The following is a 14,562-nucleotide window of genomic DNA, read 5'->3' as shown; positions in this document are numbered from 1 at the left end:
CAGCATCCTGACATAGCGTCAGCGTGTCAGGAAGTTGACACAGACGACACCGAGGAGCACCCGTGGCGGTCACCGGCCCCGACTTCATCTCCCTGCAGGTCCGCGACCTCCAGGCCTCCCAGGCCTTCTACGAGCGGTACCTCGGCCTGGTCCGATCACCGGCCGGCCCCCCGCACGCCGTCGTCTTCCAGACGACGCCCATCGCCTTCGCGGTGCGCGACCTCGCCCCGGGGACGGACCTGTCCGCCGCCGCCCAGCCCGGCATCGGTGCGGCGGTCTGGCTGCACGCCACCGACGTGCAGGACATCCACGACGCCCTCGCCGCCGACGGGCACACCGTGGTGGTCGCCCCCTTCGACGGTCCCTTCGGGCGCACCTTCACCTTCGCCGACCCCGACGGCTACCAGATCACCCTGCACGACCGCGCCTGAGCGCACGCCGTCAGCACTGCACTGCCGGTCGACAGCGAGGTCACCGCTGCGCTCGCGGTGCGCCAGCGGCGGTCGCTCACGCAGGCATCACAGGCGGGCCGGCCTCCGCAGGCGGGGTGCGATGCCCACGACGGCGAGCGGGAGCAGCGTCGCCCACAGGTCGGTCACCTCGTCACCCAGCGCCGCGGGTCGCGAGCACGTCCGCTGCTCGCCGGTACCGGGCGGCCTCGTGGGCCGGCAGCGCCACCGCTCCCTCGGCGCTCCGCAGCCGCTCGACGTCGGTCAGCAGCCGGAACAGCAGCGCCCGCGCCACGAGGTCGACGTGTCCGCTCTCACCGGCCGTGCCGATGAGAGTCGCGCCCTGGTCCCACCAGAGCAGGCCGTCCGCGACGACCACGGCGCCCGCGTACGCCGCCGGCCGCCAGTACGGGGACACGTCGATCACGGCCGGAGGCAGGCCGGCGCTGAAGAGCACGTTGCCGGTCAGGTCTCCGTGGACGAGCTGGGACGGACGGGCGCGCGACGGGCCGCGCCGCGCGAGCGCCCGGAGCTGCTCCACCAGCGGCTCCTGTGCGGGGTGGACCACCAGCGTCGCCTCGTCCCAGGCGGCGCGGTCGGCCGCTGCCCACGGGTTGGTCCGCCGTTCCAGGAACGGGGGCCTGGGCAGGTGGGCGACGGCATCCGTGAAGGCCCGGGCGGCGGCGAACAGCTCGCTCCACCGACCCGCGGGACCGGGGTCGCCGGCGACCCACGCCAGGGCGCGCCAGCCGTCCACGACCCAGCGGCCCCCGGGGCCGGGCACGTCAGAGGGCACGTCAGCGGGCAGGCGGACGCCGGCCTCCTCCGCGAGCGCGCCGCTCAGCCGGGGCAGCGCCTCGGCGAGCCAGGTGACCTCCTCGGCCTCGAGGTCGCTGCCCACCGGCTTGAGCACGAGGGGCGGCGCCAGCCAGCTGGCCCCCTGACCACCGGGGAGGGCGGTGGCGGTCACTCCTGCGACGCCGAAGGCCGCCAGCACGTGCGGAGGCGGCGCCGCGGCGCGCTGGGGCGTCACTCCGGTACGAGGTCGATCGACCACGTGCCGGGCGAGACCTCGAGCAGCGGGCCGGCGAGGACCCAGCCGGACCCGTCCAGCGCGTCGTCGACCTGGTCGGCCCGCGGTGTCGTCTCCTGCGTCGTCGTCCACTCGACGACGAGCACCCCGCCCTCGGCGAGCTCCACGCGGAGGAGCCACGGCCGTCCGGGGTCGCGGGGTCGCGCCACCGGACGGCGGCTCAGCGTCGCGGGGGTGACCACGGGTCCAGCGTGGCACTGCCCCGGTGGTTTGCGGCGTCGCGTGCGGCGAGGCTCAGAAGACCCCGCCGCCAGGGGGTGCGTTGAGGTTGACGTGCCGGTCCGGCGTCGGCCCCTGGGCAGCGTCCTCGGTGCTCTTGCGCGGGTAGGTGTCACCGAGGTCGTCCCTGAGCAGCCACGCCCGGAGACCCCGCACCCGCCGCCACGCCCTCGCCACCGCGTGCCTCATGTGCACCCGACCTCCCCGGTGAAGTGACCGCCATCGTCGCAGCAGCAGTTGCCGCCGACAAGCACATCCGCGCGCGTCGTGTCACGAGCGGCTGGACGGCGGCGCCAGAGGCAGTTCCTGCACGACGGACCACGAACCGGGGGCGTCGGACCCCGCCAGGAGCTGGACGTGGTCGACGCGCGCGGTGAGCGGCAGGTGCGCTCTGACGGCGACCTCAGCCCGCTGCAACGCGGCGAGGTCTGAGTCGGCACTGGCTCGGGACCTCGGGTCACAGCTGCTCCAGCCACGGGTGTCCGGGGTGGGCGAGCTCGAGCGCGGAGCGCAGCCAGGTCGAGGCGGCGTCGTCGAGGAGCGGAGCTGCCACCTCGAAGTCGCGCTGGTCCTCGGCGCGGCGCCCGGGCGCCTTGTGCAGCAGCTGCACCTCCGGCCGCAGGTGGGTGACGCCGTCGCGCTCCCAGACGACGTCGGCCAACGGCCGGCTGACGCGGGCGTCGCGCTCGTAGACCCACTCCGCCCCCCGCGTCGTCATGAGGATGACGTCGTACTCCCACGGGGAGGTGGCGTCGGGGCGGAGCCAGAGGTTCTCGCACCCCCCGGGCAGCTCCTCCTGGGGTGTGACCAGGGGTCGCACCGCGCCGTCGAAGGCCGCCCAGACGTGCCACCTCTCGCCGAGGTGCTCGCGCAGGAGCGGGACGTCGACGGCCGGGATGCTGACGTCCACGTCGCCGTGGTCGCGGTGCACACCGGTGAAGGCCTCGACCGCCCAGCCCCCGGCGACCCACCACGCACCCCCGTAGCCGTCGAGGAGGCGGGCGGCGTCGCGCGGGGTGCGGTCCTGCCAGGGCCCGTAGAGCCGGACCACGTCGTCGTGGGTGAGCACCAGGAGAGGCTCCCACCCGACGCCTGTGCCAACCTGCTGGGACTGCGACACCTGACGACCACAGGAGACACCGATGTCCGTGGCTGTTGTCACCGGAGCTCGCTCGGACCGCGGCACCGTCCGCGAGAACAACGAGGACTCCGGCTACTCCGGGCGCCGCCTCGCCCTCGTCGCCGACGGCGTCGGGGGCAACGCAGCCGGGGAGGTCGCCTCGGGGCTGGTCATCCAGACGCTCCAGCCGCTCGACGACCAGCCCGTCCAGGGCAGCCCCGAAGCGGTCCTGGGCAGCGCCGTCGCACGCGCAGCGCGCGCTGTCCGACCACGCCACCGGCCACCCGGCGACCGCCGGCATGGCGACGACGCTCACGGCACTGCTCGTCACCGACCACGACCTGGTGCTGGCGCACGTCGGCGACTCCCGCGCCTACCTGCGCCCCGCCGGCGGAGAGCTGCGCCAGGTCACGCGCGACGACACCTATGTGCAGCTGCTCGTCGACGCGGGGCAGATCACCGACGCCCAGGCCGAGACGCACCCGATGAGGCACGTCATCACCGGCTGCCTGGGCGCGAGGGACGCCGACGACGGGGACACCGCTCCCGCCCTGACCCGGCACCCGGCCCGTGCCGGCGACCGGTGGCTGCTGTGCTCGGACGGGCTGTCGGGGGTGCTGTCCACCGAGACGATGCAGTGGGTCATGGACGAGGAGCCGGCGTCCTGGCCGTGCGCGGCGCGCCTCGTCGAGCTCGCCCTGCGCGCCGGGGCCACGGACAACGTCACGGCCGTCGTCGTCGACGTGGTCCGCGAGGGCTGCGTGCTGCCCTTCCCCCCGCGGCTGGTGGGCGCCGCAGCAGCGACGTGGACGGGGCCAGACCCCTACGACGACGTCATCTAGCCCCGACGACGCGTCCCCGGCACTGGCGGAGGCTCAAGACCCGGACTCGGGCGGGCGAGGCCGCGTGGCGCTGGCCGTCACCGCCCCTGTCGGGTCCGCCGCACCCGTCTGGAGGCGTGGACGACAGAGGCCGCGACGACGAGCAGCACGAGGACACCGGCCACGCCCGGCTGCAGCCCCGTCGTGCACCCGTCCCACCCCGACACGCCCTCGGCGACCGACGCGCACCGCCCCCGCCCTGAGCTCCCGTCCACCACGACGGCGACGAGGACCGCCGCAGCGGCCGCCAGTGCCCAGCGCGACCGACCCCGTCGACGTGCGCGCAGGACCATCCCCGGACGCTAGGGCCCACCGAGCCCGCACCGCCAGGCACGCGGAGGTGCGTCGGGGCTCGCCCGCATCCATGCGGTCCCTCCAGCTCCTCTGCGATGGAGGACCGGCAGATGTCGCCGGGTGTGTCGGTAACGGCCACGATCACCCCCCATGACAGGGATCGCAGCTCTGCTGATGGTGGTCGGCGCGGCCTTCAACGTCTGGGGCTTCACCCGTCACCGACTCGACGGCCGGTCCTCCTGGCGGCAACGGGCGCAGGTGGTCCTACCTGGGGCCGTCTGCTTCCTGCTCGGCGCGCTGCTCCTGCTCCACGGCGCGAGCTGATCTCCCCGACGTGCCACGGATCGGGGCCCGCTCGCGTCATGCTGGCGACGGCCTCACCGGGGAGGCCCACCCCCGAGGAGCGCACCGTGCCGGACCGTCGACCGCTGACCGCCGCTGCGGCGGCCGCCTGGCTGGCGGTGGCGCTCGGCCTCGTCGTCCTGGCTCCCGCCTCCCCCGCGCTGGCCGCGAGCGCCGGGTACACGGCCGTGGGTGAGGTCCCCGACGACGTGCGCGCGGCCTTCGCCGGCGAGGAGCTCCGCAAGGGCGTCCGGACGGCGGAGACCGACGCGATGACCGAGCTGCGTGCCGGGACCATCCACCAGGAGTTCGGCTTCACCTCCGACTTCTACGACGGCGAGGCGACGGACACCCCCGTCGAGCCGTACGACTCCTGGGTGGCCGGCGTCGAGGGCGACGGGGCCCCTGCCGGGTGGCTCCGGGTGTACCGGCCCGACCCCGGCGCGCCGCCGGTGCCCACCGGGTGGCTGGCCGACCCGCAGCAGGGTGCGGCGATGCTCGCCTCCACCGAGAGCGCGTTCGTCGGCGTCCCGCAGGACGGCGCGTTCTTCACCCTCGTCGACGGGACCGTGACCCCGGTCGTCGTCTCGCAGTGGGACCAGGGTCTGGGGGCGCGGAGCCTCGCCCAGGTGCAGCAGGACCTCCTCACCGCACGCGCTGCGTCCGAGGGGGCGTGCGAGGGCCGCAAGGGGTGCTCCGGCGGCGGCTCCGGCGGCACGGGTGGGGGCACCGCGGGGCCGTCGCTCGCCCTCGCCGACCCGCGCGTGTGGGGCTCGGCCGTCGGCATCACCGCCGTCGTCGGCGCGCTGTTCGCCTGGGACCGCCGCCAGCGCCGCAGGGCCCCCGCTCAGGGGTGGGACTGACCGTGGTCGCTCGGCGCTGGTACCTGTCGCCGCTGCTGGTCGTCCACGCCGTCGTCGTGGTCGGGCTGACCGCGGTGACGCTGACGATGCTCCTGGTCAGCGACCCGGACGGCGGCGCGAACATCGGCGCCGGCATCCTCGCGCTGCCGCTGGTCCCGCTCGAGCTGCCGTGGTCGCTGCTCAACGCGTACGACGAGTTCGTCGGGCCGGTGCTGCCGGAGAGCGCCTACGAGCACCCGACGCCCTGGTGGTCCGACGGGGTGCAGTTCGCCCTGCTGTACGTGCCGGCGCTGCTCAACGTCGTGCTGCACGGCTGGCTGGTGCGCCGCGCAGCACGACGGCGCACACCGGACCTCAGCGGGCGAACGCGGCGAACGGGTTCCGCTGGGTGATCCGGACGACCACGTCCTCCCCCACCCCGGCTGCGCGCAGCGCCGGGAGGAACGACGCGGTCAGGGTGGTGAAGGGCCGCTGGGTGCCTCCGCCCGGCAGCGCGGGGTCGTACCACCCGGCGTCGTGCGAGAGGAGCAGCTGCGCCTCGTGGCCCGCGGCGAACGAGGTCAGCACGAGCGCGAGCGCGTCGGCGTCGTCGCCCTGGCCGACGTGGTCGTACTCGATCCACGCCCCCCTGTCGACGATCGCCTGCCGCAGACCGGCGTCGGCGACCGCCTGGGTGTGGATGGACAGGAAGCGGTCGGGAGCCAGGCCCTCCTCGGCGACGACGTCGAGCTGCTCCAGCACGACGCGCCCGTCGACCGTGTGCGAGCCGATGAGGGCGCCGGTGCGGACAGCCGCTCGTGCCGCAGCGCGCAGGATGCGCTCCTCCACCGGGCGGAGGCCGTCGTCGCCCGCGGAGACCTTGACGAACCCGGCGGGGACCCCGGTGCCGTCGACGCCGTCGACGAGCTCGCCGACCACGAAGGCCTCGACCTCGGCGTCGCTGGCGTCTTAGACCCAGCGCGGGACCCAGGGCTCTCGGTAGATGCCCGTCGCCAGCACCAGGGGCACCCCTGCGGCTCGGCTGACGGCGGCGAGGACCTCGGCCCGGCGTCCGAGGCCGTGGGGCGTGCACTCCACCACCGCGGTCACCCCGACGTCACCCGCGGCCCGCAGAGCGGGCGCCATGACAGCGACGACGGCTCCGGGGTCGACGGCCGCAGGAGGCTGCGCGTCCGGTAGCCGGAAGTCGACCAGGACGTGCTCGTGCGGCAGCACCAGGCCCACCTCGTCCGCGGTGCGGGGGCCGAGGGTCGTGTGCAGCACCGCCATCGGGCGAGCCTAGGGAGGGACGACGGCGTCGCACCCCGACGAGCACACTCACCGGGTGCTCGCTGCGCTCGACCGCTTCAACGCCCGCCACCCGTGGTCGCACAACGACCTGTACACCCCGCTGGTCCTGCTCCACGCTCGGCGCGTGCGGCGGGCCGGGGGCACCCTCGCCGTGGACGTCGGGTGCGGCACCGGGCACCTGCTGCGGTCCCTCGCTCCCGTGATGCCCGCGGTCCACGGCATCGAGGCCGACGCCCCCACGGCGGCGACCGCTGCGGCAGCCTTGACGGACCTGCCGCACGTCGTCGTCGAGCACGCGCCCTTCACCACCCTTCCCGAGCGCTCGGCGGACCTCGTGACCCTCGTCGCGGTGCTCCACCACCTCCCGCTGGACACCGCGCTGCAGGCCGTGCGGTCGGCTCTGCGTCCGCGGGGGCGACTCGTGGTGGTGGGCGCCTACCGCGAGGTCGCCGCCGACCGCCCCCTGTCTCTGCTCTCGCTCGTCCTCAACCCGCTCATCGGGTTCCTCCGGCACCCGCGGACCGCGAGCGCACCTCCGCAGCACATGACCGCTCCCACGAAGGCGCCCGCCGAGACCTTCGACGAGGTCGCGTCGGTCATGCGCCAGGAACTGCCGGGGGTGCGCATCCACCGCGCGCTCTTCTGGCGCTACGTGGCGGTGTGGACGGCCCCCGAGCTCGGGGGCGAGAGGATCGGGCGGTGACCGACAGGACGGCCGTGACCGGAGACCGCGGCCCCGAGGACGGGTACGCCGCCTGGCGGGGCGTGTACGGCACCACCCTCGGCGACCAGGTGCGCGGGACCGGCCGCCGCAGCCGTGCGCGCCGGGTGTGGATCGCGGTGCTCGCGGGGGTCGTGGTGGTCGTGCTGGTCGGCACCGGCGTCTCGGCGGTCGTGGCCCTGGTCCGCTGGGACCTCCTGGAGCTCCTCGACACCCTGACCTCCCCGGGGACGGTCATCCTGCTGCTCCTCGCGGCGTGGACGCGCTGGCCACCGCAGACCCGCGTCACCCCTGACGCCCTGGTGGTCAGGTCGGCGCCGTGGCGGACGCGCTCGGTGCCGTGGACGGAGGTCGTGGAGGTCGGCCCGCCCGGGCGGTACGACGAGCACCCCGTGGCGCGTCTGGCCTCCGGCGAGCGCCTCGCGCTCGTCGGGCTCCCCACCGAGGTCGCCAGCGCGATGCTCGAGGTGACCTCGCCGCCCAGGCCGACACCGGCGCCCGGCGGCGCAGTGACGCCGCTGCCCGAGCCCGCGCCGGACGACGACCTCGACGGCCCCTTCCGCCGCGGACGCACCACCCGTTGACGCGGCCGGCGGCTCGTCAGGACACTCAGGCCGTGGATCACCTCCGGGGTCGGGCCGCTGCCGCTGCGGGTGCGGTGGTCGCGGCCGCCGGTTCTGCCGCCTGGGCCCTCGCGTCCACCTCGATGGCGGCGGTGCAGGCCGCCGAGGCGAGGGCGCTCGGCCCCAGGCACACCGCGGAGATGCCCGGTGAGGACGAGCTGGCCCTGGTGGCGCACGACGCCCGGCTGGCGGGACTCGTCGTGGTGGCGTGCGGGCTGGCGGTCGCGCTGTGCGCCCTGCCCCGGCGGGTCGCGACCGCCGCGTGGCTGGGCGGTGCCGCGGCGCTCGTGGTCGCCAACGCCACCCTCGGCCGCACCGTCGACGACGGCTCGGTGGTGCTGGTCGCCACCGAGCTGCTGCTCGTGACGGGCGCCGCCGCGGTCGTCGCCAGCCTCCTGGGGCTGCTGCCTCGGGCCTCGACGCCGTCGAGCGCGAGGGGCCGGCTCTCCCTGCTCGCGGCCGGCGCGGCAGCAGCCGGCACGCTGCCGGTGCTCTCCGCCCAGGGCCTCGCCTCCGAGCGGTACGCGGCATGGGTGCCGGCGGGTCTCGCGGCGTCGAACCTCGTGTCAGCGCTGGCACTGGCCGGGGTGGCGGCCGTCGTCGGCGTCCTGCTCGCCCGCAGCGCGGTGGGAGCTGCCTCGTCACTGCTGCTCCCGGTGGCGGCGCTCGCACTCCTCCTCGAGCCGCAGGGCTCCTCCTGGCAGGTCGGCGACTCCCCGAGGGCCGCGGCGGTGGCGCTGGTCGTCGCCGCGGCACCGCTCGTGCTCGCCGCCGCACGGGAGCGCGACGGCTCGCCGCGGCGGACCGCTGCCGCCGTCGCCGTGCTGCTCGGCTCCGGAGCGCTGCTGGCGCTGGTCCCCCAGCTGCTGGCGATCCCCGTCCTCGTGGGCGGTGGGCTCGGGATGGTGGTGACCGCACCTGCTGGGGCGTACATCAACTACGACGGGCTGCCGATCGTCGGTGGGGGTCTGGTGCTCGGGGCCGCGGTGCTCGCGGTGTGCGCCGCGCTCCGCAGCCCCTCGCTCGCTCCGCCGGAGCGCTCCGACGTCGTCGCCGAGGCGCGGTGACGCCTGCGCCCGACCCCGCCCTCCGCAGGGTGCTGGCCGCGGCGGGTCTGCCGACGACGGGCCGCTACACCGCGGGGGCCGGGTGGGTCAGCCGGGTGTGGGTCGGTGACGAGCTCGTCGTCCGCACCAGCGAGGGGCGCTTCCGCGACGCCTACCGCCACGAGGCGAGGGTCCTGCAGCTGCTCACCGGCAGCGAGGTGCCGCACGCGCGGGTCCTCGCCCTCGGCGAGGGACCCGACGGACCGTGGTGCGTCTCGGGGCGGCTGCCGGGCCAGACGCTGCACGCAGCCCGGTCAGCGCGAGCAGGCGCGCAGGCGCATGACCGACGCGCTGTCGGGCCGCAGCCACCTCGACCGGCTCAGCTGGTGACGGGGTCAGCCGAGGTGGACGTGCCACCAGCCGGCGCCGAGGAGGACGGGCGCCAGCAGCTCGGCGGCCCGCGGGAGCGGCTCGACCAGGTCCTCGCTGAGGAGCGCCGGCGCCACGGCCAGGACCTCCTGCGCCGCCGCGAGCGCGTCGTCGTCCGTCGCCGGCGGGTCGTCGAGGCGCAGCACGAGGGAGCGGGCTCCGAGGGCCGCCACCCGCGCGCCCCACTGCTCCTCCCAGTACTGCAGCACCACCGACAGGTCGCGGGCGCTGAGCCCTGCGTCCACCGGTGCCCACCCGAGCACGGCGGGGAGCTGCCACGCGCCGTCGGCGCGGACGACGGCGACGGCGCCCTCGTCGAGGGCGTCCGGCCGTTCGACCACGGCCCGGGTGACGGCGTCGACGGTCGCGGCGGGCGTCGTCCCGCGGTGCATGCCTGAGCGCTCCTCGCGCAGCGCGCGGTCGTGGGCCGTCTGCCAGCGCCGGTCGAGCAGCAGCGGTCCGTCCTCGACGTCGAGATCAGCGAGCTCGTCGGGCGGCTGCGGCACCTCCGTGAGCGCGTCCACCCACTCGTCGTCGACGACGACGGGCAGCCAGCCGGACGGCTCACGGACCAGCGCCTCGCACAGCTGCGGCGCCGCCGCCCCGGGCTCGACCGCCAGCTCCCAGCTCGCGACGGTCTCGCCGTCGGCGCCGAGGATGACGGCACGGGGCTCTCCGGCCGTCGGGACCCTCCGCAGCAGGTCCGCCAGGTCGGCGGGGACGACGGGCGCGGGCTCGTCGACGGGCGCCGGCACAACGGCGCCGGGCGTCCCCGCGGACGCCTGCCCCGCCAGGGCCGTCTGCAGTCGGGTCAGGAAGGAAGGCACCTGCCGACCGTAGCCACGGCGTGCCGACCGGTACGAGTCCCGGTCGCCGCCGCGGCGCGTCCCTTGCGGGCAGGCCACCGCGCGCGCGTCGACGCGGCGCTCCAGGGGCTGCACACGGCGTCGAGCGACCAGCTGGTCGCAGCGGTCGAGGCGGACGACGCCGCGAGGGACAGCCGCTCTGCCCTGGTGCTCGGCACCCACCCGGCTCAGGGGGCCGGCGCGTCGCCCGGCGCGGGGAGCGGCGGCGAGAAGACCAGGCCGACCGACGGCGCGTAGTCGTCGAGCTCGTCCGCCGCTCCCCTCGGCCGGACCGGCGATCGTGGTGCCAGCGCGTCCCCGGGGGACGACGATGGGTGCACGACCTCGCGGCGACCGGTCGCGGGCCCGGACGACGGAGACCCCTGTGCGCCACCCCTCGACCGCCGCCGCGGTGGCCCTGCTGGGCGCCGTCGCCCTGGCCGGCTGCGGCTCGTCCGCCGACGACACCGCCACCACGGCCGGTCCGCCGCTGAGCACCGCCACGGAGAGCGCCAGCGCGCCGACGTCGTCCAGCGCCTCCCCGACCGGCACAGCGTCTTCGGCGTCAGCGTCCACCGGCGAGGGTGAGGCGGACTTCGTGCTGCTGGGCCAGGACGGGCAGTCCCCGGGATCGGGCGAGGCGACCGTCACGGGGGTCCGCACCGGCGAGCACGACGGCTACGAGCGCGTGGTCATCGACGTCCAGGGCGACGCGGGCGACCAGGCGGGGTGGTTCGCCACCGCCGTCGACCAGCCGCTGCAGGACGCCTCGGGCGAGGTGCTGGACGTCGACGGCGACAGGTACCTGAACCTCAACGTGACCGGCATCGCCAACGGCAGCGACGGCCAGACCGACTCGGCGGGGCGGCCGGCGTTCACGGGCACCGTCGCCGGCAGCGGTGGCCTGGTCGAGGAGGTCTACGTCGGCGGCGCCTGGGAGGGCCAGGCGCAGGTGCTGCTCGGGCTCGACGACGACGCGACCGAGTACCGGGTGCTGCCGCTGAGCGACCCGCAGCGCATCGTCGTCGACGTCCGGTGAGCACCTCTGGACGAGGCCGGCCCCTCACCGAGCGCGAGCGGGCCGTCCTCGTCGCGATGGTCGAGCGCGGGGTCGACGACGACCCGCCCTCGGACGAGGACCGCCGGCGCTGGCTGACCCAGGTGCCCGAGGTGCGGGTGGTCGGAGGGTGCGGGTGCGGCACCTGCCCCTCGATCCGGTTCCGGCCGACGGGCACTTCCGAGACCGACCCGTGGGAGTCGCAGGTGGTCCTCGAGGCCGGCGCTGACGGGGCGCTCCTGCTCCTGTTCGTCCACGACGACCGGCTCAGCGAGCTGGAGCTGGCCCCCGTCGACGACCGGACCTTCGACGAGCTGCCCGACGTCGAGCAGATGACCTTCTACCGGTGAGCGGGTCGTCGTCTCCCCGGCTGCTGCTGCTCGTCACCGCGTCGAGCCCGCTGCGCTCGCTGCACCACGGCCTGGCTGCTGCCCGCCGCCGAGGCGCCGAGGTCTGGGTCGGCGCCTCCCCCGACGCCCTGCCCTGGCTCGACGAGGTCGCCGTCGTCGAGGCGACCGGACACCCCCTGCTGAACGCCGGCGGCCCGCTGCCCGAGGGCCGGCCGACCGTCTGCGTCGCCCCGGCGACCTTCAACACCGTGAACAAGCTGGCAGCCGGCATCGCGGACACCCTGGTGACGGCGGTGGCCGCCGAGGCCGTCGGGCTCGGGAGCCGCGTGGTGGTCGCCCCGTCGTTCAACACCGCGCTGCTCGCGCACCCGGTGGCGCAGGAGAGCCGGCGCCGGCTGGAGTCGTACGGCGTCCACCTGCTGTGGCCCGAGGTCGGCAACGACAGCGGTGACGACGACGGCGGGGCCCACGTCGAGCAGTGGTGGGAGGCGGTCATCGAGCGCTGCGAGCTGGGCTGACCGCGCGGCTCCGAGAAGTGGCCCCTTCGGAGTGACCGTCCGACCACTCCCATGGGGCGCATCTGCGGAGCACCCCGAACCGCGACCGGCGCCCCTTCCAGGGGCGGTGGCCGCTACGGGGGCCCGCCGTGGCGGCGGACCTCAGAACGGCGCGCTCCGAGAAGTAGCCCCTTCAGAGTGACCGTCCGACCACTCCCAAGGGGCGCATCTGCGGAGCACCCCGAACCGCGTCAGGCGGGCCGGTCCAGCTCGTCCAGCCGCGCGACGTCGAGGTCGACGCGCCCTTCCACGCCGTCGACACGGCCCCACCAGCTGTGCTGCCACACCGTCCACGGGCGGTCGGGACGGCCGACGAAGCTGACCAGCCACGCCGGCCGCGTCGAGCCGTCGAGCACCGGGTACTCGCCCTCCCAGTCCTCGCCGACGTAGAGCACCACCTGGCGCCCCCACGCCGCCTCGACCGGCGCGAGGAACGCGTCGAGCTCGGCGCGGACCGCCTCGGGGTCGGGGCGCTGGCTGCAGTTGCCGGCGATCTCCAGGTCGACGGCGGGCGGCAGTGCCGCGGCGTCCGGCGGGACGGTGCGCAGGAAGTGCTCCGCCTGCTCGGCGCCCGGGCGGCACAGCGTGAAGAAGTGGTACGCGCCGCGCTCGACTCCGGCCCGGCCCGCGGCGTCCCAGTTCTCGGCGAAGCGCACGTCGGTCAGGTCACTGCCCTCGCTGGACTTGATGTAGGCGAACGAGATGCCGTCGGCGGCGACGGCGGGCCAGTCGATCGCGCCCTGGTGCCTGCTGACGTCGACGCCGTGCACCTCGCCGTCGCGCAGTCCCGGACGCGCGAGCAGGAACCACGCGGCCACGACCCCCAGCACGAGCAGGACGACGACGGCCGCCGCGACCCACCGCCACCGCCGGGCCGGAGCGGGGCGGGGCGAGCGAGACGCGGCCGGCTGCTGCACCCCGCGATCATGGCGGTCGCACGGACTGAGCGAGTCCACGCCGCGCCCGCCGGCCCGGGCGCACGTAGCGTCGAGAGGTGGACGAGCACGCACCGCGCGCCGCGGAGCCCGACGTCGACGTCGTCCTCCTGGGCGCCACCGGCTTCACCGGGCGACTGGCAGCGGAGCGCCTGGCGGTGCTGCAGCAGCGGGCCAGCGCCGACGGCCGCACCTTCCCGGTGTGGGCCGTGGCGGGGCGCGACCGCGGCCGGCTCGAGGACGTCGTGGCCTCGCTGCCCCCGTGCGACCCCGCGCCGGAAGTGCTCGCCGGGGTGGACGTGCACGACGACGAGTCGCTGACCCGCCTCGCGGTGCGCACGCGCGTGCTTCTCAACGCGGTCGGCCCCTACACCGAGACGGCCCCGGCGGTCATCGGTGCGTGCGTCCGCGCCGGCGCCCACTACGCGGACCTCTCGGGCGAGCTGCCGCTGCTGCGCCGGGTCGTCGACGGGTTCCACGAGCGGGCGCGCGCCGCAGGCTGCCAGGTGGTGCAGCTGGCGGGCTGGGAGGCGCTGCCGCCCGACCTCGTGGCGCTGCACGCCTGCCGCGCGGCCACCGGAGCGGCACCCGGGAGTGGGGCCCGGGAGCCGGTGCCCCCGTGCAGCGGGTGGACGTGAGCGTGCGGTTCGAGGAGGTCCCCGCGGGCCTGCGCTCCCTGTCCGACGCGGTCTCCGCGGGCACCCTGGCCAGCGTCGTCGAGATCCTCGGGGACCCGGGCGCGACGGTGGTGGGAGACCCCGCCGGCCTCCTCCCCACCGGTGGCCCGGACGACGGCACCGCTGCCGCCGCGGTGCGGCGGGTGAGCCCCCTGCGGCTCCGGCCCTTCCGCGGGGGCGGGCGCCTGTTCGGCCCGGCAGTGCCCGTGGCCTTCCTGGACCCGCCGGTGCTCCACCGCACCGCGGCGCTGCTCGCCCGGGAGGAGGGCGTGCCGCACGCCCCGGCCCGCGTCCGCGAGGGCATCGACCACGGCTCCGCCGGCGGTCCGGGAGCCCTGCTGCGCTCGGTGCCGCAGGCGCTGCTGGCGGGGGCCCAGCGCGCGCTCGCCGTCGTCGTCCACCTGCCCCTGCCGGTCAGGACCCGGCTCGCGCGGGTGGTGCGGCGCCGGCTCCCGGCAGCGGGGACCGGTCCCCGCCCGGCGGCCCTGCACGGGTGGCGGTGGACCGTGACGGCGACAGCGGTGGGACCCGGCGGTCAGCGTGGCGCGGCGAGCCTGCACGGGACGGGGCACCCCGGCTACACCGCGACGGCCGCGCTGCTCGTGGCGCTTGGACTGGAGATGGCCGAGTCGGAGCGGGGGTCCGTGCTGGCGGGAGTCGTCACCCCGGCCGTCGCCCTCGGGCCGGGCGCCTCGCGGCACCTGTCGACGCCCGAGCTCACCCTGCGCACCACCTGAGCGGGTCGCGCGAGATCACCGCTCCCCTAGGGTG

Annotated in this window: 19 protein-coding genes and 1 pseudogene; 13 read left to right on the top strand and 7 right to left on the bottom strand. The window is 76.1% G+C overall.

The genetic code is table 11. The features are described 5' to 3' along the window. Window positions 1-62: 62 nt before the first annotated feature. Window positions 63-431, top strand: coding sequence for a VOC family protein (locus F1641_RS13370; protein ID WP_194906366.1), 369 nt, complete (start codon window positions 63-65; stop codon window positions 429-431). A gap of 172 nt (window positions 432-603) precedes the next feature. On the opposite strand, the gene F1641_RS13365 is transcribed toward F1641_RS13370, so the two are convergent. From F1641_RS13365 to F1641_RS13350, 4 genes are all read right to left on the bottom strand, one after another. After that, window positions 604-1,482: a phosphotransferase gene (locus tag F1641_RS13365; RefSeq protein ID WP_194906364.1), complete on the bottom strand. Its 879-nt coding sequence runs from the start codon at window positions 1,480-1,482 to the stop codon at window positions 604-606. After that, window positions 1,479-1,724 (bottom strand): hypothetical protein, encoded by a 246-nt coding sequence (locus F1641_RS13360; protein ID WP_194906362.1) that lies wholly within the window; start codon window positions 1,722-1,724, stop codon window positions 1,479-1,481. Before F1641_RS13360 ends, F1641_RS13365 begins: the two co-directional genes overlap by 4 nt. Before the next feature lie 52 nt (window positions 1,725-1,776). Further along, window positions 1,777-1,950: a hypothetical protein gene (locus F1641_RS13355; RefSeq protein ID WP_194906360.1), complete on the bottom strand. Its 174-nt coding sequence runs from the start codon at window positions 1,948-1,950 to the stop codon at window positions 1,777-1,779. 268 nt (window positions 1,951-2,218) lie between these two features. After that, on the bottom strand, window positions 2,219-2,830 hold the full coding sequence (locus F1641_RS13350; protein ID WP_206691172.1) for a nucleotidyltransferase domain-containing protein: 612 nt from the start codon (window positions 2,828-2,830) through the stop codon (window positions 2,219-2,221). Between the two features lie 86 nt (window positions 2,831-2,916). Here F1641_RS13350 and F1641_RS13345 point away from each other — a divergent pair, with 86 nt between their 5' ends. The 4 genes from F1641_RS13345 to F1641_RS13330 all read left to right on the top strand — a co-directional run bounded on the left by F1641_RS13345 (window position 2,917) and on the right by F1641_RS13330 (window position 5,653). Further along, entirely contained in the window at window positions 2,917-3,723 is an 807-nt protein-coding gene (locus F1641_RS13345; RefSeq protein WP_255514711.1) for a PP2C family serine/threonine-protein phosphatase, read from the top strand. Between the two features lie 483 nt (window positions 3,724-4,206). After that, window positions 4,207-4,380, top strand: a complete 174-nt coding sequence (locus F1641_RS13340) for a hypothetical protein (protein WP_194906357.1) — start codon at window positions 4,207-4,209, stop codon at window positions 4,378-4,380. Between the two features lie 86 nt (window positions 4,381-4,466). Further along, on the top strand, window positions 4,467-5,261 hold the full coding sequence (locus F1641_RS13335; protein WP_194906356.1) for a hypothetical protein: 795 nt from the start codon (window positions 4,467-4,469) through the stop codon (window positions 5,259-5,261). Continuing rightward, on the top strand, window positions 5,252-5,653 hold the full coding sequence (locus tag F1641_RS13330) for a hypothetical protein (protein ID WP_194906355.1): 402 nt from the start codon (window positions 5,252-5,254) through the stop codon (window positions 5,651-5,653). Before F1641_RS13335 ends, F1641_RS13330 begins: the two co-directional genes overlap by 10 nt. On the opposite strand, the pseudogene F1641_RS21670 reads toward F1641_RS13330, so the two are convergent. Then, a pseudogene (locus tag F1641_RS21670) lies at window positions 5,616-6,530 on the bottom strand (phosphotriesterase). The gene F1641_RS13330 and the pseudogene F1641_RS21670 overlap by 38 nt on opposite strands. A 55-nt stretch (window positions 6,531-6,585) precedes the next feature. On the opposite strand from F1641_RS21670, the gene F1641_RS13320 reads away from it, so the two are divergent. From F1641_RS13320 to F1641_RS13310, 3 genes are read left to right on the top strand one after another with little or no spacing between them, the layout of a single operon-like run. Continuing rightward, on the top strand, window positions 6,586-7,254 hold the full coding sequence (locus F1641_RS13320) for a bifunctional 2-polyprenyl-6-hydroxyphenol methylase/3-demethylubiquinol 3-O-methyltransferase UbiG (RefSeq protein ID WP_194906354.1): 669 nt from the start codon (window positions 6,586-6,588) through the stop codon (window positions 7,252-7,254). Further along, on the top strand, window positions 7,251-7,856 hold the full coding sequence (locus F1641_RS13315; RefSeq protein ID WP_194906353.1) for a hypothetical protein: 606 nt from the start codon (window positions 7,251-7,253) through the stop codon (window positions 7,854-7,856). The genes F1641_RS13320 and F1641_RS13315 overlap by 4 nt, the downstream gene beginning before the upstream one ends. A 32-nt stretch (window positions 7,857-7,888) precedes the next feature. Beyond that, the gene (locus F1641_RS13310; protein ID WP_194906352.1) at window positions 7,889-8,962 is read left to right on the top strand and encodes a hypothetical protein; all 1,074 of its coding nucleotides are present in this window, start codon (window positions 7,889-7,891) and stop codon (window positions 8,960-8,962) included. Between the two features lie 374 nt (window positions 8,963-9,336). Here F1641_RS13310 and F1641_RS23305 read toward each other — a convergent pair whose 3' ends face one another. Further along, complete coding sequence (locus tag F1641_RS23305) at window positions 9,337-10,197, bottom strand: DUF4253 domain-containing protein (protein WP_194906351.1); 861 nt, start codon at window positions 10,195-10,197, stop codon at window positions 9,337-9,339. Between the two features lie 403 nt (window positions 10,198-10,600). Between F1641_RS23305 and F1641_RS13300 the strand changes: the two genes are divergently transcribed. Genes F1641_RS13300 through F1641_RS13290 form a run of 3 tightly spaced genes read left to right on the top strand, consistent with a single transcriptional unit; the run spans window position 10,601 to window position 12,140 of the window. Then, the gene (locus F1641_RS13300; RefSeq protein WP_194906349.1) at window positions 10,601-11,254 is read left to right on the top strand and encodes a hypothetical protein; all 654 of its coding nucleotides are present in this window, start codon (window positions 10,601-10,603) and stop codon (window positions 11,252-11,254) included. After that, window positions 11,251-11,622, top strand: coding sequence for a hypothetical protein (locus tag F1641_RS13295; RefSeq protein WP_194906347.1), 372 nt, complete (start codon window positions 11,251-11,253; stop codon window positions 11,620-11,622). Before F1641_RS13300 ends, F1641_RS13295 begins: the two co-directional genes overlap by 4 nt. Beyond that, complete coding sequence (locus F1641_RS13290; RefSeq protein WP_194906345.1) at window positions 11,619-12,140, top strand: flavoprotein; 522 nt, start codon at window positions 11,619-11,621, stop codon at window positions 12,138-12,140. The genes F1641_RS13295 and F1641_RS13290 overlap by 4 nt, the downstream gene beginning before the upstream one ends. Before the next feature lie 230 nt (window positions 12,141-12,370). On the opposite strand, the gene F1641_RS13285 is transcribed toward F1641_RS13290, so the two are convergent. Continuing rightward, window positions 12,371-13,096 carry a GH25 family lysozyme gene (locus F1641_RS13285; protein WP_194906342.1) on the bottom strand — a complete coding sequence of 242 codons (726 nt, stop codon included), beginning with the start codon at window positions 13,094-13,096 and terminating at the stop codon, window positions 12,371-12,373. A gap of 77 nt (window positions 13,097-13,173) precedes the next feature. Between F1641_RS13285 and F1641_RS13280 the strand changes: the two genes are divergently transcribed. After that, a complete protein-coding gene (locus tag F1641_RS13280) occupies window positions 13,174-13,752 on the top strand; it encodes a saccharopine dehydrogenase NADP-binding domain-containing protein (RefSeq protein WP_194906340.1) in 579 nt (192 codons plus the stop codon). Further along, window positions 13,749-14,528: a hypothetical protein gene (locus F1641_RS13275; protein WP_194906338.1), complete on the top strand. Its 780-nt coding sequence runs from the start codon at window positions 13,749-13,751 to the stop codon at window positions 14,526-14,528. The genes F1641_RS13280 and F1641_RS13275 overlap by 4 nt, the downstream gene beginning before the upstream one ends. Window positions 14,529-14,562: the final 34 nt, after the last annotated feature.

It is taken from the genome of Quadrisphaera sp. INWT6, from assembly GCF_015390235.1.
In the GTDB taxonomy this organism is placed as follows: domain Bacteria; phylum Actinomycetota; class Actinomycetes; order Actinomycetales; family Quadrisphaeraceae; genus Quadrisphaera.
Note: the sequence above shows the minus strand (reverse complement) of the source record. Positions and strands in the feature narration are given on the sequence as shown.

What these genes read in the sequence shown, in the direction of transcription:
- F1641_RS13355 (WP_194906360.1), bottom strand. Translation starts at nt 1,950, where the DNA reads ATGAGGCACGCGGTGGCGAGGGCGTGGCGGCGGGTGCGGGGTCTCCGG.
- F1641_RS13340 (WP_194906357.1), top strand. Translation starts at nt 4,207, where the DNA reads ATGACAGGGATCGCAGCTCTGCTGATGGTGGTCGGCGCGGCCTTCAAC.